The sequence below is a fragment of the Pseudomonas sp. FP453 genome (assembly GCF_030687495.1).
Classification (GTDB): Bacteria; Pseudomonadota; Gammaproteobacteria; order Pseudomonadales; family Pseudomonadaceae; genus Aquipseudomonas.
This window is the reverse complement of sequence record NZ_CP117435.1, coordinates 5,944,457-5,965,662: the sequence shown is the minus strand read 5'-3', so window position 1 is coordinate 5,965,662 and position 21,206 is coordinate 5,944,457. Positions and strand designations below refer to the sequence as shown.

Sequence of the window (21,206 nt, the reverse complement as noted above, 5' to 3'; positions counted from 1 at the left end):
AATCAGCCCTTGGGTGCGTCTGAATCGCTGGAAAGCACCAGATCCACACGTTCCAGCAGGTCGCGCACCTGCTCGCGCGTCGAGCCGCTGGCCTGTACGTCAGGGCGTTCCTGCTTGTGCAGCAGATCGTGAGTGATGTTCAGCGCGGCCATCACGGCGATACGGTCGGCGCCGATGACTTTGCCGCTGCTGCGGATTTCACGCATCTTGCCATCCAGGTAACGGGCGGCGCTCACCAGGTTGTTGCGCTCTTCCTGGGGGCAGATGATCGAATACTCTTTATCCAGGATCTGCACGGTGACGCTATTGCTTGAACTCATGAGTCTTGCTCCAGGGCCTTCAGGCGCGAAATCATCGATTCGACCTTACGCCGGGCGATTTCGTTTTTTTCAATGAGGTGAGCGCGTTCCTCGCGCCAGGTTTTTTCCTGAGCTAGTAGGAGTCCATTTTGACTCTTAAGTTGCTCGACCCGATCAATTAGCAATTCGAGTCTGGCCATCAGCGCTTGCAGGTCGGTGTCTTCCATTGGGTTCCACTGGATTTGTCTGATGAATGGCAACTGCAGGATAAACGATCTGACGCCCTTGATAGTCTTGGTACGTCTGCCGGTGCTAGGATACAGCGCTCCATTCTAGACATTGCGCCGTCTGGCGCCTAGCTCACCATGCCCATTCAGAACTCCCCGTACGACGCTTTCTCCAAACTGCTGAGCACCAGCGGCCACCCTTGCTCGCCGGCCGAATTGCACGGCGTGTTGCTGGGCCGCAGCTGCACCGGCGTAGGCTTTGATGCCGACAACTGGCTGGCCGATGTGGCCGAGCTGCTGGAAACCGAGCCGACCGAGAACGTGCGAAACGCGCTGATCGGCCTGCAGGAAATGGTCAAGGGCGAGCTGACCGGTGACGACGTCACCGTGGTCCTGCTGCTGCCGACCGACGACGCGCCACTGACCGAACGCGCCGCCGCGCTGGGCCAATGGTGCCAGGGCTTCCTCCACGGTTTCGGCGTCAACGCCGGCGGCCTGGAACTGAGCACCGACGCCAAGGAAGTGTTGCAGGATTTGGCAGCGATCTCCCAGGTGCAAGACGCCCTGGAAGAGTCCGAAGACGGCGAAGGCGACTACATGGAAGTCATGGAATACCTGCGCGTCGCACCGCTGCTGCTGTTCACCGAGACCAAGAAGTCCGCTGAGCCCGCCGCACCCAAGCCGTCGCTGCACTAAGAAAGGACGCCCATCTGCCCATGATTCATATCCCCCGAGCGGAATACACCCGGCGCCGCAAGGCGCTCATGGCGCAGATGGAACCCAACAGCATCGCGATCCTGCCGGCCGCCGCCGTGGCCATCCGCAACCGTGATGTCGAGCACGTCTACCGCCAGGACAGCGACTTCCAGTACCTGAGCGGTTTCCCCGAGCCGGAAGCGGTGATCGTGCTGATGCCCGGTCGCCTGCATGGCGAGTACGTGCTGTTCTGCCGCGAACGCAACGCCGAGCGCGAACTGTGGGACGGCCTGCGCGCCGGCACCGAAGGCGCGATCCGTGACTTTGGCGCCGACGACGCGTTCCCCATCACCGATATCGACGACATCCTGCCCGGCCTGATCGAAGGCCGCGACCGGGTGTATTCGGCCATGGGCAGCAATGCCGAATTCGACCGGCACCTGATGGAGTGGATCAACGTGATCCGCTCTAAAGCGCACCTCGGCGCCCAGCCACCGAACGAATTTGTTGCCCTGGATCATCTGCTCCACGACATGCGCCTGTATAAATCGGCGGCAGAAGTGAAGGTGATGCGCGAAGCCGCGCGCATCTCCTGCGCCGCCCATGTGCGGGCGATGCAGGCCAGCCGCGCGGGGTTGCACGAGTACAGCCTGGAAGCCGAGCTGGACTACGAATTCCGCAAGGGCGGCGCGAAGATGCCGGCCTATGGTTCTATCGTCGCTGCTGGACGCAACAGCTGCATCCTGCATTACCAGCAGAATGACGCGCTGCTCAAGGACGGCGACCTGGTGCTGATCGACGCCGGTTGCGAGATCGACTGCTATGCCAGCGACATCACCCGCACCTGGCCGGTCAACGGCAGGTTTTCGCCGGAGCAAAAGGCGATCTACGAGATTGTGCTGGCCTCCCAGGAAGCCGCCTTTGCCGAGATCGCTCCCAATAAACATTGGAACCAGGCCCACGAGGCCACCGTGCAGGTCATTACCGCCGGGCTGGTCAAGCTGGGCTTGTTGCAGGGCGACGTCGGCGAGCTGATCGCCAGCGAAGCCTATAAAGCCTTCTATATGCACCGCGCCGGTCATTGGCTGGGCATGGATGTGCATGATGTGGGCGAGTACAAAGTGGGCGGTGAATGGCGTGTGCTGGAAGTCGGCATGGCCTTGACCGTGGAGCCGGGGATCTACATCGCGCCGGACAACCAGACTGTGGCAAAGAAATGGCGTGGCATTGGCGTACGCATCGAGGACGACGTGGTAGTGACCAAGCAAGGCTGTGAAATCCTGACCGGCGGCGTGCCCAAGACCGTCGCCGACATTGAAGCGCTGATGGCGGCTGCCCGATGAGCCGGGTCAACCTGGCGATCATCGGCGGCGGCCTGGTCGGCGCCAGCCTCGCGCTGGCCTTGCAGGCCGGGGCGAAGGCCCGTGGCTGGAAGATCCTGATGATCGAGCCGTTCGCCCCGGGCGACAGCTACCAGCCGAGCTACGATGCGCGTTCGTCGGCGTTGTCCTACGGCGCCAAGCAGATCTATCAGCGCCTGGGTTTGTGGCAGGACATTGCCCGCCGCGCCGAGCCGATCAAGCAGATCCATGTGTCGGACCGTGGGCGTTTCTCCACGGCGCGCCTGTCCGCCATGGAAGAGGGCGTGCCGGCGCTCGGCTATGTCGTCGAGAACGCCTGGCTCGGCCAATGCCTGTGGCAAGGCCTGGACAAAGACGTGGTCAGCTGGCGCTGCCCGGCCGAAGTCACGCGCATGGAGCCGCTACCCGACGGCTATCGCCTGACCCTCAACGATGAAACCGTGCTGGAATGCGACCTCGCCGTGCTCGCCGACGGTGGCCGCTCCGGCCTGCGCGAGCAACTGGGCATCGGCGTGAAGACCCGCCCGTACAACCAGAGCGCGCTGATCGCCAACATCACCCCCAGCGAAGCCCACAACGGCGAAGCCTTCGAGCGCTTCACCGATGACGGCCCGATGGCCCTGCTGCCGCTGCCGGACAACCGTTGCGCACTGGTATGGACGCGCATCGGCATGGACGCCCAGCGTCTGGCCAACCTCGATGAACGCAGCTTCCTCAGCGAATTGCAGGGCGTGTTTGGCTACCGCCTGGGCACGCTGAAGCAAGTCGGCGCGCGTCACCTGTATCCGTTGACCCTGGTGGAAGCCGAAGAACAAGTGCGTTCCCACCTGGCGATCCTCGGCAATGCCGCCCACAGCCTGCACCCGATTGCCGGGCAGGGCTTCAACCTGTCGCTGCGCGATGCCGTGGCCCTGGCCGAAGCCTTGCTGGCCGGGCCGCAAGTGCCGGGTGACCTGGCGACCTTGCAGGGCTACCGCGAACGCCAGCGCCTGGATCAGAAATTGACCGTGGGTTTCTCCGACCAGGTCACGCGCCTGTTTGGCAGCGCCCAACCGCTGGTCGCCCTGGGCCGCAACATGGGCCTGCTCGGCCTCGACCTGTTGCCGCCGGCCAAACGCTGGTTCGCCCGTCAGGCCATGGGCCTGGGCACGCGTCCCGATGCGTAAGTGGTTGATCGAGCGCCTGGGCAAGGCGCGGCTGTTGCGTTGGATCATGACCCTGTACCCGCCGTACCTGGGCGCGGGCGTCAGCGTGCAGCAGATGAGCGCCGATTTTCGTCACGTCAAAGTGCGCATGGGCCTGGGCTGGTACAACCGTAACTACGTCGGCACGCAGTTCGGCGGCAGCCTGTATTCGATGGTCGATCCGTTCTACATGTTGATGCTCATGGAGAACCTGGGCCGCGACTACATCGTCTGGGACAAGGCCGCCAGCATCGACTTCATCTCGCCGGGCAAAGGCCCGGTGTTTGCCGAGTTTTCCATCGACGACGCCTTGCTCGACGAGATCCGCCGGCAGACCGAAGGGGGCGAGAAGTACTTGCCCCACCTCAAGGTGCAGATTCATGACGGCGCCGGCACCCTGGTGGCGCGCGTCGATAAAACCCTTTACGTGCGGCGCAAGCCGCCAGCGAGACAGGCTTAAACCATGGACATGCGCGCAGATGTGCTGATTGTCGGGGCCGGAATGGTCGGAAGCGCCCTGGCGCTGGCGTTGCAGGGCAGTGGCCTGCAAGTGCTGCTGCTGGACGGCAGCCCGCTGAGTGTCAAACCCTTCGACCGTGACGCAGCCTTTGAACCCCGCGTGAGCGCGTTGTCGGCGGCCAGCCAGCGCATCCTCGAACGCCTTGGCGTGTGGGACGGCATTGTCGAGCGCCGCGCCAGCCCTTACGGCGAGATGCAGGTGTGGGACGGCAGCGGCACCGGGCAGATCCATTTTTCGGCGGCCAGCGTGCATGCCGAAGTGCTGGGGCATATCGTCGAAAACCGTGTGGTCCAGGACGCCTTGCTCGATCGTTTGCACGACTGCGACCTGGGCCTGTTGGCCAATGCGCGCCTGGAACAGATGCGCCGCTCCGGCGACGACTGGCTGCTGACCCTGGCCGACGGCCGCACCTTGCGCGCGCCGCTGGTGGTGGCGGCCGACGGCGCCAACTCCGCCGTGCGCCGCCTCACCGGCACCGCGACCCGTGAATGGGATTACCTGCACAACGCCATCGTCACCAGCGTGCGCAGCAGCCAACCGCATCAGCGCACAGCCTGGCAGCGTTTTACCGACACCGGCCCACTGGCGTTCTTGCCGTTGGTGCGGGACGGTCAGGAGGACTGGTGTTCGATCGTCTGGTCCACCACACCGGCTGAATCCGAACGCCTGATGGCGCTGGACGATGAGAGCTTCTGTCGCGAACTCGAGCGCGCCTTTGAAGGCCGCCTGGGCACGGTGATCAGCGCCGACCCGCGCGTCTGCGTGCCCTTGCGCCAGCGCCACGCCAAACGCTACGTGGCCGAAGGCCTGGCGTTGATCGGCGACGCGGCCCACGTGATCCACCCATTGGCGGGGCAGGGCGTGAACCTGGGCTTCCTCGACGCGGCGACACTGGCCGAAGTGCTGCTGTCAGCCAACGAACGCGGCCAGCGCCTGGCGGATGTGAAAGTGTTGAGCCGTTATGAGCGTCGGCGCATGCCGCACAACCTGGCGTTGATGGCGGCGATGGAGGGTTTTGAGCGCTTGTTCCAGGCCGACCAACTGCCACTGCGCTGGTTGCGCAATGCCGGGCTGAAGATGGTCGACCAGATGCCCGAAGCTAAAGCGGTGTTTGTGCGTCAAGCGTTGGGTTTAAGTGGCGACCTCCCAGACCTCGCCAAACCCTGACCTTGAAATACAGTCCCTGTGGGAGCGGGCTTGCCCGCGATGAGGCCATCAGCCCCACTACAAATCCCACTCATGCAACATCTGGTAACGCCTCCACCAAGCGCCAGCAAATGTGAGTCCTTATCATTTGCCCTCTTTTTGCAAATGAGAGACCGCCCCCATGTTGGCACCCAAGCGCCTCCTGACTGCCCTGGCACTCACCCTGATCGGCAGCACCACCGTGCAGGCAGCCGACGAAGTGGTGGTCTACTCCTCGCGCATCGACGAACTGATCAAGCCGGTATTCGACGCCTACACCCAGAAGACCGGCGTACAGGTGAAGTTCATCACCGACAAGGAAGCCCCGCTGATGCAGCGCATCAAGGCCGAGGGCGAAAACGCCACCGCCGACCTGCTGCTCACCGTCGATGCCGGCAACCTCTGGCAGGCCGAGCAGATGGGCATCCTGCAACCGTTCACCTCGCCGGTGATCGACAAGAACATTCCCCTGCAATACCGCTCCTCCAGCCACGCCTGGACTGGCCTGAGCCTGCGCGCGCGGACCATCGCCTATTCCACCGACCGCGTGAAACCGGGTGACCTGACCACCTACGAAGCCCTGGCCGACAAGCAGTGGGAAGGTCGCCTGTGCCTGCGCACGGCCAAGAAGGTCTACAACCAGTCGCTGACCGCCACCCTGATCGAAACCCATGGCGCGGCCAAGACCGAAGAAATCGTCAAGGGTTGGGTCAACAACCTGTCCACCGACGTGTTCTCCGATGACATTGCGGTGCTCGAAGCCATCAACGCCGGGCAATGCGACGTGGGTATCGTCAACACCTACTACTACGGGCGCCTGCACAAGCAGAACCCGAAGCTGGCGGTGAAGCTGTTCTGGCCGAACCAGGGCGACCGTGGCGTGCATGTGAACCTCTCGGGCATCGGCCTGACCAAGCACGCACCGCACCCGGAAGCGGCCAAGGCCTTGGTGGAGTGGATGACCACGCCTGAGGCGCAGAAGATCTTTGCCGACGTGAACCAGGAATTCCCGGCCAACCCGGCGGTACCGCCGTCGGCCGAAGTGGCGACCTGGGGCAAGTTCGTCGCGGACACCTTGCCGGTGGAAGTGGCGGGCAAGCGCCAGGCTGAGGCGATTCGCCTGATGGATCGCGCTGGCTGGAACTAAGTACACTCTGTAGGACACCGCAGCTCCAAATGTGGGAGCAGGTTTGTGTGGGAGCTGGCTTGCCTGCGATAGCATCACCTCGGTATCACTGATACACCGAGGTGCCTGCATCGCAGGCAAGCCAGCTCCCACATCTGTTAACGGCGGCTTCAAATCCTTCATTATTCTGAGAGCTTTTCCTTGGCCCACCCCGCCCAACGCCGCTGGTACCTGCCGGTCTTCACCGTCGCCGCCCTGGTGCTGCTGCCGCTGAGCGTGCTGTTGCTGTCCTGGCAAAGCATCGATGCGCAAATCTGGTCCCACCTCTGGGAAACCCAGATGCCGCGCCTGCTGGGCAACACCCTGACCCTGGTGCTCGGCGTCGGTGTCGGCGTGACCTTGCTTGGCGTCAGCCTGGCCTGGCTCACCAGCCTCTGCGAATTCCCCGGGCGACGCTGGCTGGATTGGGCGCTGATGCTGCCCTTCGCGATTCCGGCCTATGTGCTGGCTTTTGTGTTTGTCGGCCTGCTGGACTTCGCCGGTCCGGTGCAAACCCTCCTGCGCGAATGGTTCGGCAGCGGCCTGCGCCTGCCGCGTGTGCGCTCCACCAGCGGTGTGATCATTGTCCTGGTGCTGGTGTTCTATCCCTACGTCTACCTGCTGGCGCGCACCGCGTTTCTCGCCCAGGGCAAAGGGCTGATGGAGGCCGCGCGGGTGCTGGGGCAATCGCCTTGGCAAGCGTTCTGGCGCGTCGCCCTGCCCATGGCGCGGCCGGCGATCGGCGCGGGTGTGGCGTTGGCGCTGATGGAGACCCTGGCGGATTTCGGTGCGGTCTCGGTGTTCAACTTCGATACCTTCACCACTGCCATCTATAAAACCTGGTACGGTTTTTTCAGCCTGTCGAGTGCGGCGCAGTTGGCCAGCCTGTTGCTGCTGGTGGTGATGCTGGTGCTGTACGGCGAGCGCCGGGCCCGGGGCGCCAGTCGGCCGAGTAATGAGCGGCCACGGGGCAAGGCGCTGTATCACCTGCGCGGCTTCAAGGCCGCAGCAGCCAGCAGTTGGTGTGGTCTGGTGTTTGCCTGCGCGTTTGTCATCCCGATGCTGCAACTGGTCGCCTGGTTCTGGCAGCGCGGCCGTTTCGACGTGGATGAGCGCTATTCGGGCCTGATCGTGCATACCCTTTACCTGGGCGGTATCGCGGCGTTGATCACGGTCAGCGTGGCGCTGGTGCTGGCGTTCGCCAACCGCCTGGCGCCGACCCGGGCGATCCGCTCCGGCATCAGCCTGGCCAACGTCGGGTATGCCTTGCCGGGTTCGGTGCTGGCGGTGTCGATCATGTTGGCGTTCAGCTACCTGGACCGCGAACTGGTGGTGCCGCTGTCCGGCTCGTTGGGCGGTGCGGGCAAGCCGTTGCTGCTGGGCAGCCTGTCGGCGCTGGTGCTGGCGTATCTGGTGCGCTTTTTGGCGGTGGCCTATGGGCCGCTGGAAAACAGCCTGGCGCGCATCCGCCCGTCGTTGCCGGAAGCTGCCCGCAGCCTTGGGGTGAGTGGACCGCGACTGTTTTGCAAAGTGTATCTGCCGCTGTTGCTGCCGGGGACGCTGAGTGCGGCGTTGCTGGTGTTCGTCGACGTGCTCAAGGAAATGCCCGCGACCTTGCTGATGCGCCCGTTTGGCTGGGACACCCTGGCGGTTCGGATCTTTGAAATGACCAGCGAAGGCGAGTGGGCGCGGGCGTCATTGCCGGCGCTGACGCTGGTGTTGGTCGGCCTGCTGCCGGTGATCGGCTTGATTCGGCGCTCTGCCCGACAAATCGCTTAGGTGCCAGGCCCACGGCTTGCGGCTACAATGCGCGGCATTCGGTGCGCTCCGTCTTTCTGGTCGGGTTGCGGTATGTGGCTACAGGCCTTGTAACTCAAGGCATCCAGCGCATATGGCAACGCTGCGCACCTTCGCCAAGCCCGGAAGGAGAAACCCATGGGACAGCGTACGCCTCTGTATGACCTGCATCTCGCCCTCGGCGCGAAAATGGTCGATTTTGGCGGTTGGGATATGCCTCTGCATTACGGCTCGCAAGTTGAAGAACACCATCAGGTGCGACGCGACTGCGGGGTGTTCGATGTATCTCATATGACCGTGATCGATGTCAGCGGCCCCCAGGCCAAGGATTGGCTCCAGCACCTGCTGGCCAATGATGTCGAGCGTCTGCATGGCTGCGGCCGTGCGTTGTACAGCGCCATGCTCAACGACAAGGGCGGCGTGGTGGACGACATGATCGTCTACCGTACCGACGCCGGTTACCGGCTGGTGGTCAACGCCGCTACCCGCGACCAGGACATGGCTTGGATGCAGGCGCAATTGGGCGGCTTCCACGTGCAGCTCAATGAGCGGTCCGAGTTGGCCATGCTCGCCATTCAGGGCCCTCATGCCCGGCAGAAGATCGCCGAGCTGGTCACCCAGTCCCGCGGCGCCCTGATTCACCAGCTCAAGCCGTTCGAAGGCCTGGCCGATGGCGATTGGTTTATCGCCCGCACCGGTTATACCGGCGAAGACGGCCTGGAGATTGTGTTGCCTGCCGATCAGGCCCCGGGTTTTTTCAACGACCTGGTGGGCGCCGGCATTTCTCCTATCGGCCTCGGTGCCCGCGATACCCTGCGTCTTGAAGCCGGCATGAACCTGTACGGCCAGGACATCCACCAGGACGTTTCCCCGCTCGCCGCCAACATGGCCTGGAGCATTGCCTGGGAGCCTGCCGGGCGCAACTTCATCGGCCGCGCCGCGCTGGAGGCTGAATTGGCGGCCGGCGTGCAGTTCAAATTGGTCGGGTTGGTGCTGGAAGAACGCGGGGTTTTACGCGCTCACCAGGTGGTTCGTATCGCCAATGTTGGCGAAGGAGAGATCACCAGTGGTAGTTTCTCTCCTACGTTGAGCAAATCCATTGCCCTGGCGCGTGTACCGACGGCGACGGCCGATCGGGCTGAAGTGGAAATCCGCGGCAAGTGGTATCCGGTTCGAGTGGTCAAGCCGACCTTCGTGCGCCATGGCAAAACCTTGATCTAACCTATTTCCGGCAGGCCAATGGCCGCTGACATTACTTCTTGAGGACACAGACTATGAGCGATATCCCTGCCGACCTGCGTTTTGCCGAAAGTCACGAATGGGCCCGTCTGGAAGCTGACGGCACCGTGACCGTGGGTATCTCCGACCATGCCCAGGAAGCGTTGGGGGATGTGGTGTTTGTCGAGCTGACCGAAGTGGGCAACGTGTTTGCCGCAGCGGATCAGGCGGGTGTGGTTGAGTCGGTGAAGGCCGCTTCGGATATCTACTCGCCAGTGGCTGGCGAAGTGATTGCGGTGAACGAGGCCCTGAGCGGCGAGCCTGAGCTGCTGAACTCCGATCCGTATGGCGCCTGGATCTTCAAGCTCAAGCCAAGCAACCCGGCTGACCTGGAAAAACTGCTGGATGCTGCTGGCTACAAGGCTGCCATCGGCGAGTAAACGCTGGCAGTAGAAACAGCAGTAACCCCTGTGGGAGCTGGATTGCCTGCGATGCAGATACCTCGGTGTATTAGTTACACCGCAGTGATGCTATCGCAGGCAAGCCAGCTCCCACATTTGATTGGGGTGAGCCAGAGTTTTCAGTTCGCTTTCAGTACGGCTTTGACTGCCGCCACCGACCGCTCCACATCCGCCTCGGTCATCGCCGTGAACATCGGCAACGACACGATCAAACGCCCAACCTTTTCCGCCACCGGGAACATGCCTTCCTTGAACCCCTGTGCCCGATAAAGGCTGAGCAGGTGGATCGGCGGGTAGTGATAGCCAATGCCGACGCCGTGGGCTTGCATCTGTTCCATGAAGGTGGCGCGGGCCGGCAGGCCGTCCTGACGCTCCGGCAGCACCAGTTGGAACAGGTGCCAGTTGCTGTTTTCGAAATCCGCCGGCGGCAGTTGTGCGCCGTACTGTTCTTCGAAGTCGCTGCCGAAGCAATCGAAGTAATGCCGCGCCAGGTTCTGGCGATGGGCGGTGATCTTCTCGATATGGGCGAACTGCCCCAGGCCGATCGCCGCCGCGATATCGGTCATGTTGAACTTGCCGCCCAACACATCCACATCCAGGCCGTCGAAGCCGGTGCGGGTCACGCCTTGCAGGCGATACTTCTCGGCCAGGCGCGCTTCTTCGGCATTGTTCAATACCAGGCAGCCGCCCTCGGAAGAGGTGATGTTCTTGTTCGCCTGGAAGCTGAACGACACGAAATCCCCGGTGGCACCGATGCGTTCGCCATCCCAGCTGGAGCCCAGGGCCTGGGCGGCGTCTTCGACGATGCGCAGGTTGTACTTGTTGGCCAGCGCGTAAAGCATTGGCATATCCAGCGGCAGGCCAGCCAGGTAAACCGGGATGATTGCCTTGGTGCGCGGCGTGATTGCCGCTTCGACCTGAGCCAGGTCGATATTGCGGGTGACTGGGTCGATATCGGCAAACACCGGCGTAGCACCCACTTCCAGGATCACATTGGCCGTGGCGACCCAGGAGATTGGCGTGGTGATGACTTCATCGCCCGGGCCGATCCCGGCGATGCGCAGGGCGATCTCCATGGTGCAGGTGCCCGAGTTGAAGGTGCGCACCGGCCGGCCGCCGAAATATTCCGACAGCTGGGCTTCGAATGCCTGCACTTTCGGCCCGCTGGTGATCCAGCCCGAGCGCAGTACATCGCCGACTGCCGAGATAGTGGCTTCGTCGATGGTGGGTTTGGAAAACGGCAGGAAGGGCTGTTGGCTCATGACGACGAAGGCATCCGTTTCAGATTGGCGATGAGAAAAGGCTTATCAGAACCGGCATGGTTGCACGGCTCGACTGAATATAGCCTGTCGCCCGTGAATGAATCGTCATGGTGACGATGGAAATGCCGCTTGATGAGCGGCATTCCCTTTGGCAAGTCAGAAGGACAAGCGTGCCTCCAGAAACACATTCTGCTCCTTGAGTTTGCCTTTGAGCTGTTCATCCCGGGCATTTATTCGATTGGCGAAGGTGTTGTAGCCGGTTTCTACATCGCCCATGGCGACGTATCGGTATCCGGCGCCCAGGGTGAGTTGTTCGTTGGCCTTGGCCTCCAGGCCCATGCCCACACTGTAGGCGAAATTATGCTGGCGGTTATTGGCGAAACGGCGGGTATCAATGGTTTGGTAGCCCTTGGCTTCAATCCGTGCAACCCCCATCCCAGCCATGCCGTAAAACGACAGCCAATGGTTGATCGGAATGTCTTTGTAGCCATTGAGCATCAAGCGCTGGCTGTTGACCTGCAGGTTGTTGACGTTGGCATTGAAGGGCGCCCAGTAGGATTTGAACGCGGAGCTGTTTGGCATCGTGTATTCCCCTTCCATACGCCAGCCATCGGTAAAGGCATAACCCATTGCAAACGAGGCGACGAGTGACTTGGTGCTATCGGGGGCTTGCACTCGCTCGGTGACGCGGGGGCTGGTCAGTAACGCACTCGAGAGGTTTTGGCGGGCGCTGTTGAGTTTTGCCGACCCGTACCAGCTTTCTGCTTGCGCGTGAGAGGTTGTGAATGTCGCGAGAAGTATTGCGTAGACAAGCTTTTGCATGGGCAGTGATTCGCTTTGTATAAAAGGAATCCATAGCTTGTGATCTGGCCCCTGCCTGTCACGACAGGACCTATCTCGATCAGTTGGTGAAAAGCAGAATGTATGTGTAGTTATCAGCACTGATGGCTGTAAGAACGAATATAAGAATGCCGCTTAAAAGCGGCATTTTTTATGGGCCGAGTATTACTCGGTGACGGCATTTTTCGCGAGGATGGCGTTGGCCAGCTCCATGTCCGTGGCCTGCAGGCCAGGGTTGTCGGCGCGGACTTTCTGCATCGCGGCTTCCAGGTACGGGCCGCGGATGCCGCCGTCGCTGGCAACAAAGCTGCCCGCGTCATCTTGCGCAGCGACCACCAGCTTGTGGTCCTTGAAGGTCAGGTACGTCGAGCCAGTAGTGGCGCCCGACGAGATGACATTGCGCCAGAAACTGTCGGCCATGGCTGAACCGACAGGGAGGGAAAGCACAGCGAGGGTTGCGACAGCATATTTGAGACGCATGATGGGTGACTCCGGGTGGTTATCTGTACTTTATGATTGTAGTCAGGCCTCCCGAGTTCCATCAGTGACTAAACAGTTTCAACCTTTAAAATCACCCCGTCCTGGCCAACCACCCGGACTTGAGCGCCTGCAGGGCTGTCAGGACCGGTCACCATCCATACGCCATCGCCGACCTTGACCTTGCCCCGGCCATCGATAATCGGCTGATGCACCACAAAGACACGTCCGACAAGCTCCGAACCCCGTTCATTCAGCCCGGGCTGGTCGCTGGGCCTGGCGCTGCTGCGCAGGCGCTTCCACCAGCCCACTGCCGTCAGTAACGACAGCACCGCGAACAGCAGCAGTTGCCATTCCAGCCCCAGGGACGGCACCAGGAACTTGATCACACCCACGGCCGCCGCTGCGATACCCATCCACAACAGGTAACCGCCGGCACCAAAGACCTCAAGAATCAGCAGCACCGTGCCCAGTGCCAGCCAATCCCAAAACGACAGATGCTGCAGGAAATCCCACATGGTGGTCGCCTCAGCCTTTCTTGCTGTCGAAGGTCGCCTTGACGATCTCGCCGATACCGCCGACCGCGCCGATCACCTGGCTGGCTTCCAGCGGCATCAGGATCACCTTGCTGTTGTTGGCCGAGGCCAGCTTGCCGAGGGCGTCGATGTATTTTTGCGCGACGAAATAGTTGACCGCCTGCACGTTGCCCGAAGCAATTGCCTCCGACACTACTTGTGTCGCGCGCGCTTCGGCTTCGGCCTGACGCTCACGGGCTTCGGATTCGAGGAATGCTGCCTGGCGGCTGCCTTCGGCCTCCAGGATCTGCGCCTGCTTCTTGCCTTCGGCCGTCAGGATCGCCGACGCCCGCAGGCCTTCGGCTTCGAGAATCTGTGCACGCTTGATCCGCTCGGCTTTCATCTGGCCGGACATGGCGGCCATCAGGTCTGCTGGCGGGCTGATGTCCTTGATTTCGATCCGGGTGATCTTGATGCCCCATGGCGCGGTGGCTTCATCGACGGTACGCAGCAGTTTCTCGTTGATGCCGTCACGCTGGCTGAGCATCGCATCCAGTTCCATGGAGCCGAGGACGGTACGGATATTGGTTTGCAGCAGGTTGCGGATGGCGTGTTCGAGGTTGTTGACCTCGTAGGCGGCCTGGGCGGTATTGACCACCTGGAAGAAGCACACGGCGTCGATCTGCACGGTAGCGTTGTCGGCGGTGATGACTTCCTGTGGCGGGATATCCAGCACGCTTTCCATCACGTTGATCTTGCGACCGATGCGGTCCATGACCGGGATGATGATGTTCAGGCCGGGCTTGAGGGTGTTGGTGTAGCGGCCGAAACGCTCGACCGTCCATTGGTAGCCCTGGGGCACCACCTTGAAGCCCATGATGAGCAAGGCCACGGCCAAGCCCACGAAAATAAGCAGTACGGTTCCGATCTGCATAGCGATTCCCTATCCGATGTTGTCAGTGAGCGGAGTGTAACGGTGTTGTCACCGATAAAAACGGTTTCACGCCGCAACAATCAAAGGATTTGTTTCTGAATCCCCGGGTGTGACCCGCAACACTTCGGCCACTGTTGTCAGGCCGGCGCTGGCCTTTTTCCGTGGCGGCCATGCGCAGGCTGCACATGCCTTGGGCCATCGCGCTCTGGCGCAAGGCCTGCACGTCGGCGCCGGGGGTGATCAACGCCTTGAGGTGTTCGTCCAGCACCATGATTTCATAGACGCCGGCACGTCCCCGGTAACCACTGTTTCGACATTCCCCGCAGCCAACGGCCTCATGGGCGCCTTCGCGCATGCGTTTGCAGTGGGGGCACAACAGCCTTACCAAGCGTTGCGCCATCACTCCTATAAGGGTAGCCCTGATCAAATAATGAGCAATTCCCAGCTCCTGCAAACGGGCGACTGCACTGGGTGCGTCGTTGGTGTGCAGGGTGGCCAGCACCAGGTGCCCGGTCAGTGCTGCCTGGATCGCCATTTCTGCGGTTTCCTGGTCGCGGATCTCGCCGATCATGATGATGTCCGGGTCCTGGCGCAGCAGGGCGCGGATGCCGCTGGCGAAGGTCAGGTCGATATTGTGCTGCACCTGCATCTGGTTGAACGCCGGTTCGACCATCTCGATAGGGTCTTCCACGGTGCACAGGTTGACCTCGCGGGTCGCCAGTTGCTTGAGCGTGGTGTAGAGCGTGCTGGTCTTGCCGGAACCGGTCGGGCCGGTGACCAGGATGATGCCGTGGGCCTGGTGCGTCATGGTGTGCCAGCGCCGTTGGTCCTCGGTGGATAAGCCCAACTGGTCGAAGTCCTTGAGCAGCACCTGGGGGTCGAAGATGCGCATCACCAGTTTCTCGCCGAACGCGGTGGGCAGGGTCGAGAGGCGCAGTTCAACCTCGGTGCCGGTTGGGCCCTTGGTCTTGACCCGACCGTCCTGGGGTTTGCGTTTTTCCGCCACGTTCATCCGGCCCAGGCTTTTCAGGCGACTGACGACCGCCATCGTCACCTGCTGCGGAAATTGGTACACGTCGTGCAGCAGCCCATCGATGCGCAAGCGCACGCGGCCCAGTTCACCGCCCGGTTCTATATGGATATCGCTGGCGCGCTGGGCAAAGGCGTACTGCAACAGCCAGTCGACGATATTGACGATATGGGCGTCGTTGGCGTCGGGCTCCTGGTCGCTGGCGCCGAGGTTGAGCAGTTCGAAAGGGCCCGGTGCAGCCATCTTTTGATCGGCGCCGCTGACGGACTGCGCCAGCCGATAAAACTCACCGATGCAGCGCTGGATGTCCTGGGGATTGGCCACCACGCGCTTGATCGAGCGCTTGAGGACCTGGGCCAACCCCGCTTCCCAACCGGTGACGAATGGCTGGGCACTGGCGATGGTGACGCTGTGCGCATCCACCGCCACGGCAAGAATGGCGTGGCGTTGGGCGAAGGCGTGGGACATCAAGGGTACGACGGTGGCCGCGTCGATCTTCAGCGGGTCGATGCGCCAATACGCTTGCCTGGCATGTCCGGCCAGCCACTGGGTCAAGCGCTCCAGCGAGGGGCCCAGGGCGGCGATGCTTTCCAGGGGATGCAGGGTGTTGCTGGTCGCAAGCGCAGACAGGCGCTTTGCCATATCGGCAGTCACCAGCCCCGCGTCGATCAGGGGCGGCAACAACAGCTGCAATTCCAAGCGTTTATCAGCAGGCATCAAGGGTTTCCTGGGAGGTGTTGGACGTAATCCCAGGCTAGTCAGCCCCGAAAAATCTTCCTCCCAGGGTGTATTGCAGACTTTTACTGAGCCGCCGCCACCAGCGCCGCAGCCCGCACGGCATCAGCCGGCCACAGTTCCAGCGAACACACGCTGATCAGGTTTCGAATCTTTTCACCGATCACCTGGGCACGGTGCCAACTCAGGCCGTCCAGGGTGATGTCGATCGTCAGCAGGTCCTGTTCGCGGTTCACCGTCACCTGCTGTGGGGTGAGGCATTGCAGGGCGAAATAGTTGAGCACCCGGCACAGCACATCCGGCTCCGCTTCGGCGACGATCTGGTAATGCGCCTGGCAATGGGCGCTGTTGACGGCCCACACATCGGCGCGGGTAACAGAGTGGCTGGTTTCGACGGCGTGCATGGGAATTCTCCAGATTCGACTGGAGAAATTTTTACATTCGCCAGCGGAGATTTCTTATCTAAGATGAGCCTATATTTCGAATTATCGAATCATTCAATTCAAGATAAGCGCCATAGAAGGTATTTATATGCACAGTGAGCTGGACGCCTACGACCGTCGCATCCTGGCCTTGCTGCAAGAGGATTCCTCGCTCTCCAGTGCGCAGATCGCCGAACAGGTCGGCCTGTCCCAGTCGCCGTGCTGGCGGCGCATCCAGCGTCTCAAGGAGGAGGGGGTGATTCGCGCGCAGGTGACGCTACTGGATCGCAAAAAGATCGGCCTCAACACGCAGATCTTCGCCGAGGTCAAACTCAATGCTCACGGGCGCTCCAACTTCACTGAATTCACCGACGCGATTCGTGGGTTTCCAGAAGTCCTGGAGTGTTATGTGCTGATGGGGGCGGTGGATTTTCTGTTGCGCATCGTCACGGCGGATATCGAGGCGTACGAGCGGTTTTTCTTTGAGAAGTTGTCGATGGTGCCGGGGATTCAGGAGGTCAATTCGATTGTGGCGTTGTCGGAGATCAAGTCCACTACCAGCTTGCCGGTTTTGCGCTGACTGGGCTGGCCTCATCGCGGGCAAGCCCGCTCCCACACTTGACTGCATTCCAGAGTTGGAACGCGGTCAAGGTGGGAGCGGGCTTGTCGAATCGTCGCACCGCCGCGATAGCGTCCTTACAGACGCAACAAGGTCTTCCAAGCCCGGTTCTGATACACCGCAATCGCCTGGTGCATGCGCGCATCCAGCGACTCATCGGTGATCGGCTGGTTGGCCAGTTGCGCCAGCTTGTTCAGCTCGCCATACAGACGGTCCATTTCCGGGATGTCCACCACATGGCGGGCATGGTGCAGCCACGCCTGGATGCGTTCGATACGCGGCAGTTGCTCGGCCAGGTCTTCCGGTTGTTGCTGGTAGCGCGGCAGTTGCAGGGCAACGGCATCGTCGGCCAGCAGGCGCGGCAGCCAGTTGGTGATTTGCGCTGCGCCCTGGCGGTTGCCGCGCACATTGCGCTCGGCGGTCCAGGCGCGGGCCAGCAGCCAACGCGAGGTGTTCAGTGAGAACAGGCCCCAGCGCACGTCGTCCAATTCTTCAACGAATTGCTCAGGAGCGGCTTTGCGGATGTCTTCGTCGTCATCACCGGCTTGTACCAGTGGGCGCCAGTCTTCCAGCAGGGCATCCAGGGCGCTGCGCAGTTCGCTGGTGGATTGGCGCGGTGCGGCCTGGCCGAGGCTGCCGATCAGGGCGCGCAGTTCGCCGAGGTTGTCGACCCAGTCTTGCAGCAGGCGCCAGTGGCCATTGAAACGGTATTGCTCGGCCAGGCGCTGGCTGCTGCCGAGCAGGTGCCACATGATCGCGGCGAAGGCGTCGTCCAGCGGCATTTCGGCGTGGATCTGCGGCGCCGGCAGGCTCAGGGAGTAGCTGCTGGCGTCATACAGGCGGTAGCCGCGCTCGGCCTTGCTGATGTCGCACGGCATCAACGCCAGGGTCGCGGCCAGTTCGGCGGCCAGTTCCAGCAGGGCGGCCGGTTCACCTTCGCGCAGTTCCAGTTCCAGCTCGCAGATTTCTTCTTTCTGCTTGCCAACCACCACGTGGCCCAGGTCCAGGGCGGCTTCGATCACCACCTTGGCCTTGCCACGGCCCCAGGCGATTTCGGCGCGTTCACGCACGAAGTCGGTGGTGAAGATCGGCTTGAGGGTCTTTTTGTCCAGCTCGGCCAGTTGCTCGGGCCAGCATTCGCCGTCGAGTTTCTTCACGTCGAGCTTGGCTTTGGCCAGGTCCCAGTTGTACTCGTTGCGTTCCGACAAGCCGGCGACGCTCTGGCCACGGGTCTTGAGGGTCTGGATGATCTCGTCACCGTCCTTGCGCAGGCGCAGGGCGACTTTGGCCTGGGCCAGGTCGCGCTCGGGGGTGTCGAAATACTGGTTCATCAACTCACGGCGTTCCCAGCCACTTTTGTTGCGTTTTTTCAGTAGCGGGTGCTCACGCAGCGCGGCGAGGGTTTCGCGGCTGACGCGGAGCTTGATTTCGGTTTCTTTCTGCATGGCCGGAAAATCCAGGATCGGGAGCGCAGCCGGGAAAAAGAGTGGCTGCCAAGGCCGTGCAGTGTACAGGACTGAGCCCGGCAACGCGCCGCAACGGTTTATTGTGTCGTGCAGATGGCTCTATAGTGGGCTTCATCCGGGAAGTTGAGAGACCGCGCATGCCATTACCGTCTATGAAAGAGCAGTTCGCCGCATTGATTGCCGCGCCGTCGGTCAGTTGCACCCAGGCGTCTCTCGACCAGACCAACCGCCCGGTGATCGATTTGCTCGCCAGTTGGCTGGGGGACCTGGGTTTTGCCATCGACATCCAACACGTCAACCCCGGCAAGTTCAACCTGCTCGCCAGCTTTGGCAGCGGCCCCGGCGGCCTGGTGCTGGCGGGGCATAGCGATACCGTTCCCTATGATGCGGCGCTGTGGAAGACCGATCCCCTCAAACTGACGGAAGTTGACGGCCGCTGGGTGGGATTGGGCAGTTGCGACATGAAGGGCTTTTTCGCGCTGGCGATTGAAGCCGTGCTGCCGCTGCTGGATCAGCCGTTCAAGCAACCGTTGCTGATCCTCGCCACTTGCGATGAAGAAAGCTCCATGTCCGGCGCCCGCGCGCTGGCTGAAGCCGGGCGCCCGCTGGGCCGTGCGGCGGTGATCGGCGAGCCCACCGGCCTCAAGCCGATCCGCCTGCATAAAGGCGTGATGATGGAGCGCATCGACATCCTCGGCCGCAGCGGCCATTCGTCGGACCCGAGCCTGGGCCACAGCGCCCTGGAAGCCATGCACGATGCCATCAGCGAACTGCGCGGCTTGCGCCAGGTGTGGCAGGGCCAATATCGCAACCCGCAATTCAGCGTGCCGCAGCCGACGATGAACTTCGGCTGCATCCACGGTGGCGACAACCCCAACCGCATCTGCGGCCAGTGCTCCCTGGAGTTCGACCTGCGCCCGCTGCCGGGCATGGACCCCGAGGTGTTGCGCGCTGCCATCCGCCAGAAGCTCGAACCCCTGGCCGAGCGCCATCAGGTGCAGATCGACTACGCGCCGCTGTTCCCCGAAGTACCGCCGTTCGAACAGCCTGAAGACGCTGAACTGGTGCGGGTTGCGGAACGTTTGACCGGTCATCGTGCCGAAGCAGTAGCGTTCGGCACCGAAGCGCCTTATCTTCAGCGCCTTGGTTGTGAAACCCTGGTGCTCGGCCCTGGCGATATCGCCTGCGCCCACCAGCCGGGCGAGTACCTCGAAATGTCACGCTTGACGCCTACAGTGCGTCTATTGCGGGAACTGATCGAACATTACTGCCTGAAACCCGCATAAATTAACCCCTGCCTGTTCGTCCATATTGAGGAGAGTGAGCGTGTCGCCAAGCCTGTTCCGACGATAACCATCAGCCCGCTGTGCGCTTTCATGAATGATCCTTTTTCGGCTGCTTTTTATTACAGGCCCAGGTGTTATGCCCGACTACGTTAATTGGCTTCGTCACGCTTCTCCTTACATCAACGCCCACCGCGACTGCACCTTTGTGGTCATGTTGCCCGGCGATGGTGTGGAACATCCCAACTTCGGCAATATCGTCCACGACCTGGTGCTGCTCCACAGCCTGGGCGTGCGGCTGGTGCTGGTGCACGGTTCGCGCCCGCAAATCGAAACCCGTCTTGAAGCCCGTGGCCTGACCCCGGCTTACCACGAAGGCCTGCGCATCACCGATGCAGCGACGCTGGAGTGCGTGATCGACGCGGTCGGCCACCTGCGGATCGCCATCGAAGCACGCTTGTCGATGGACATGGCTTCGTCGCCGATGCAGGGCTCGCGCCTGCGCGTGGCCAGCGGCAACCTGGTAACCGCGCGGCCGATCGGCGTGCTGGAAGGCGTGGACTACCACCACACCGGCGAAGTGCGCCGGGTTGACCGCAAGGGCATCGGCCGCCTGCTGGACGAGCGCTCCATCGTGCTGCTGTCGCCGCTGGGTTATTCGCCCACCGGCGAGATCTTCAACCTGGCCTGCGAAGACGTCGCCACCCGCGCCGCCATCGACCTGGGTGCCGACAAGCTGCTGCTGTTTGGCGCAGACAAGGGTCTGATCGATGAAAACGGCCGCCTGGTGCGTGAGTTGCGCCCGCAACAAGTGCCGGCGCACCTGCAACGCCTGGGCAACAACTACCAGGCCGAACTGCTCGATGCCGCCGCCGAAGCGTGCCGTGGCGGGGTAGGGCGCAGCCATATCGTCAGCTACGCCGAAGATGGCGCGCTGCTCACCGAGCTGTTCACCCGGGACGGCGGCGGTACGCTGGTGGCCCAGGAACAGTTCGAGCAGGTGCGTGAAGCGGCCATCGAAGATGTGGGCGGTTTGCTGGATTTGATCAGCCCGCTGGAAGAGCAGGGCATTCTGGTGCGCCGTTCGCGGGAAGTGCTGGAGCGTGAGATCGAGCAGTTCAGCGTGGTCGAGCGTGAAGGCATGATCATCGCCTGTGCGGCGCTGTATCAGATCGCCGATTCGGACGCGGGCGAGCTGGCGTGCCTGGCGGTGAACCCCGAATACCGCCACGGCGCACGCGGCGATGTATTGCTGGAGCGCATCGAGACCCGTGCACGGGCGCAGGGCTTGAAGACCTTGTTCGTGTTGACGACGCGTACTGCGCACTGGTTCCGCGAGCGGGGCTTTGTGCCGAGCAGCGTGGACCGCCTGCCGTCGGCGCGGGCGTCGCTGTACAACTACCAGCGCAATTCGAAGATCTTCGAAAAGGCCCTCTGATCCAGCCCAGGCCTGGCTTCTGTGGGAGCAGGCTTGCCTGCGATGCTGACAACTCGGTCTTTCAGCAAGACC

General features: G+C 62.1%; 21 protein-coding genes and 1 pseudogene. 12 read left to right on the top strand and 10 right to left on the bottom strand.

Going from position 1 to position 21,206, the window contains the following annotated elements; genetic code table 11:
* Positions 1–2 precede the first annotated feature (2 nt).
* Both PSH87_RS27285 and PSH87_RS27280 read right to left on the bottom strand, forming a co-directional pair.
* Entirely contained in the window at positions 3–320 is a 318-nt protein-coding gene (locus tag PSH87_RS27285) for a cell division protein ZapA (RefSeq protein WP_003176812.1), read from the bottom strand.
* Positions 317–526 (bottom strand): TIGR02449 family protein, encoded by a 210-nt coding sequence (locus PSH87_RS27280; protein ID WP_003177365.1) that lies wholly within the window; start codon positions 524–526, stop codon positions 317–319. Before PSH87_RS27280 ends, PSH87_RS27285 begins: the two co-directional genes overlap by 4 nt.
* A 138-nt stretch (positions 527–664) precedes the next feature.
* Between PSH87_RS27280 and PSH87_RS27275 the strand changes: the two genes are divergently transcribed.
* From PSH87_RS27275 to gcvH, 9 genes are all read left to right on the top strand, one after another.
* Positions 665–1,222 (top strand): YecA family protein, encoded by a 558-nt coding sequence (locus PSH87_RS27275; protein WP_017739071.1) that lies wholly within the window; start codon positions 665–667, stop codon positions 1,220–1,222.
* Between the two features lie 20 nt (positions 1,223–1,242).
* Entirely contained in the window at positions 1,243–2,565 is a 1,323-nt protein-coding gene (gene pepP, locus PSH87_RS27270) for a Xaa-Pro aminopeptidase (protein ID WP_305431772.1), read from the top strand.
* Positions 2,562–3,749 carry a 2-octaprenyl-6-methoxyphenyl hydroxylase gene (ubiH, locus tag PSH87_RS27265; RefSeq protein ID WP_207040403.1) on the top strand — a complete coding sequence of 396 codons (1,188 nt, stop codon included), beginning with the start codon at positions 2,562–2,564 and terminating at the stop codon, positions 3,747–3,749. The genes pepP and ubiH overlap by 4 nt, the downstream gene beginning before the upstream one ends.
* Positions 3,742–4,227, top strand: a complete 486-nt coding sequence (locus tag PSH87_RS27260; protein WP_305431771.1) for a DUF4442 domain-containing protein — start codon at positions 3,742–3,744, stop codon at positions 4,225–4,227. Before ubiH ends, PSH87_RS27260 begins: the two co-directional genes overlap by 8 nt.
* A gap of 9 nt (positions 4,228–4,236) precedes the next feature.
* Complete coding sequence (locus tag PSH87_RS27255; RefSeq protein WP_305434374.1) at positions 4,237–5,454, top strand: 2-octaprenyl-3-methyl-6-methoxy-1,4-benzoquinol hydroxylase; 1,218 nt, start codon at positions 4,237–4,239, stop codon at positions 5,452–5,454.
* Positions 5,455–5,614: 160 nt separating this feature from the next.
* On the top strand, positions 5,615–6,619 hold the full coding sequence (locus PSH87_RS27250) for an extracellular solute-binding protein (RefSeq protein WP_305431770.1): 1,005 nt from the start codon (positions 5,615–5,617) through the stop codon (positions 6,617–6,619).
* Positions 6,620–6,799: 180 nt separating this feature from the next.
* Complete coding sequence (locus PSH87_RS27245) at positions 6,800–8,416, top strand: iron ABC transporter permease (protein ID WP_305431769.1); 1,617 nt, start codon at positions 6,800–6,802, stop codon at positions 8,414–8,416.
* Positions 8,417–8,572: 156 nt separating this feature from the next.
* Complete coding sequence (gene gcvT, locus PSH87_RS27240; protein ID WP_305431768.1) at positions 8,573–9,655, top strand: glycine cleavage system aminomethyltransferase GcvT; 1,083 nt, start codon at positions 8,573–8,575, stop codon at positions 9,653–9,655.
* Positions 9,656–9,708: 53 nt separating this feature from the next.
* On the top strand, positions 9,709–10,092 hold the full coding sequence (gcvH, locus tag PSH87_RS27235) for a glycine cleavage system protein GcvH (protein WP_017739062.1): 384 nt from the start codon (positions 9,709–9,711) through the stop codon (positions 10,090–10,092).
* Positions 10,093–10,232: 140 nt separating this feature from the next.
* On the opposite strand, the gene PSH87_RS27230 is transcribed toward gcvH, so the two are convergent.
* The 7 genes and pseudogenes from PSH87_RS27230 to PSH87_RS27200 form a co-directional block, all read right to left on the bottom strand.
* Positions 10,233–11,375, bottom strand: coding sequence for a DegT/DnrJ/EryC1/StrS aminotransferase family protein (locus PSH87_RS27230; RefSeq protein ID WP_305431766.1), 1,143 nt, complete (start codon positions 11,373–11,375; stop codon positions 10,233–10,235).
* 156 nt (positions 11,376–11,531) lie between these two features.
* Complete coding sequence (locus PSH87_RS27225; RefSeq protein WP_305431765.1) at positions 11,532–12,197, bottom strand: outer membrane protein; 666 nt, start codon at positions 12,195–12,197, stop codon at positions 11,532–11,534.
* Between the two features lie 183 nt (positions 12,198–12,380).
* The gene (locus PSH87_RS27220; RefSeq protein WP_003176799.1) at positions 12,381–12,695 is read right to left on the bottom strand and encodes a DUF2388 domain-containing protein; all 315 of its coding nucleotides are present in this window, start codon (positions 12,693–12,695) and stop codon (positions 12,381–12,383) included.
* A gap of 68 nt (positions 12,696–12,763) precedes the next feature.
* Positions 12,764–13,210, bottom strand: coding sequence for an NfeD family protein (locus PSH87_RS27215; RefSeq protein ID WP_017739058.1), 447 nt, complete (start codon positions 13,208–13,210; stop codon positions 12,764–12,766).
* 10 nt (positions 13,211–13,220) lie between these two features.
* Positions 13,221–14,141: an SPFH domain-containing protein gene (locus tag PSH87_RS27210; RefSeq protein WP_017739057.1), complete on the bottom strand. Its 921-nt coding sequence runs from the start codon at positions 14,139–14,141 to the stop codon at positions 13,221–13,223.
* Positions 14,142–14,207: 66 nt separating this feature from the next.
* A pseudogene (locus tag PSH87_RS27205) lies at positions 14,208–15,888 on the bottom strand (GspE/PulE family protein).
* An 83-nt stretch (positions 15,889–15,971) separates the two neighbouring features.
* Positions 15,972–16,310, bottom strand: coding sequence for a hypothetical protein (locus PSH87_RS27200; protein WP_305431763.1), 339 nt, complete (start codon positions 16,308–16,310; stop codon positions 15,972–15,974).
* 127 nt (positions 16,311–16,437) lie between these two features.
* On the opposite strand from PSH87_RS27200, the gene PSH87_RS27195 reads away from it, so the two are divergent.
* Positions 16,438–16,908, top strand: a complete 471-nt coding sequence (locus tag PSH87_RS27195; RefSeq protein ID WP_305431761.1) for an Lrp/AsnC family transcriptional regulator — start codon at positions 16,438–16,440, stop codon at positions 16,906–16,908.
* 116 nt (positions 16,909–17,024) lie between these two features.
* On the opposite strand, the gene PSH87_RS27190 is transcribed toward PSH87_RS27195, so the two are convergent.
* On the bottom strand, positions 17,025–18,392 hold the full coding sequence (locus tag PSH87_RS27190) for an inorganic triphosphatase (protein ID WP_305431759.1): 1,368 nt from the start codon (positions 18,390–18,392) through the stop codon (positions 17,025–17,027).
* Positions 18,393–18,550: 158 nt separating this feature from the next.
* Here PSH87_RS27190 and argE point away from each other — a divergent pair, with 158 nt between their 5' ends.
* On the top strand, positions 18,551–19,699 hold the full coding sequence (gene argE / locus PSH87_RS27185; RefSeq protein ID WP_305431757.1) for an acetylornithine deacetylase: 1,149 nt from the start codon (positions 18,551–18,553) through the stop codon (positions 19,697–19,699).
* A 136-nt stretch (positions 19,700–19,835) separates the two neighbouring features.
* Positions 19,836–21,134 carry an amino-acid N-acetyltransferase gene (argA, locus tag PSH87_RS27180; RefSeq protein ID WP_026137088.1) on the top strand — a complete coding sequence of 433 codons (1,299 nt, stop codon included), beginning with the start codon at positions 19,836–19,838 and terminating at the stop codon, positions 21,132–21,134.
* Positions 21,135–21,206 lie beyond the last annotated feature (72 nt).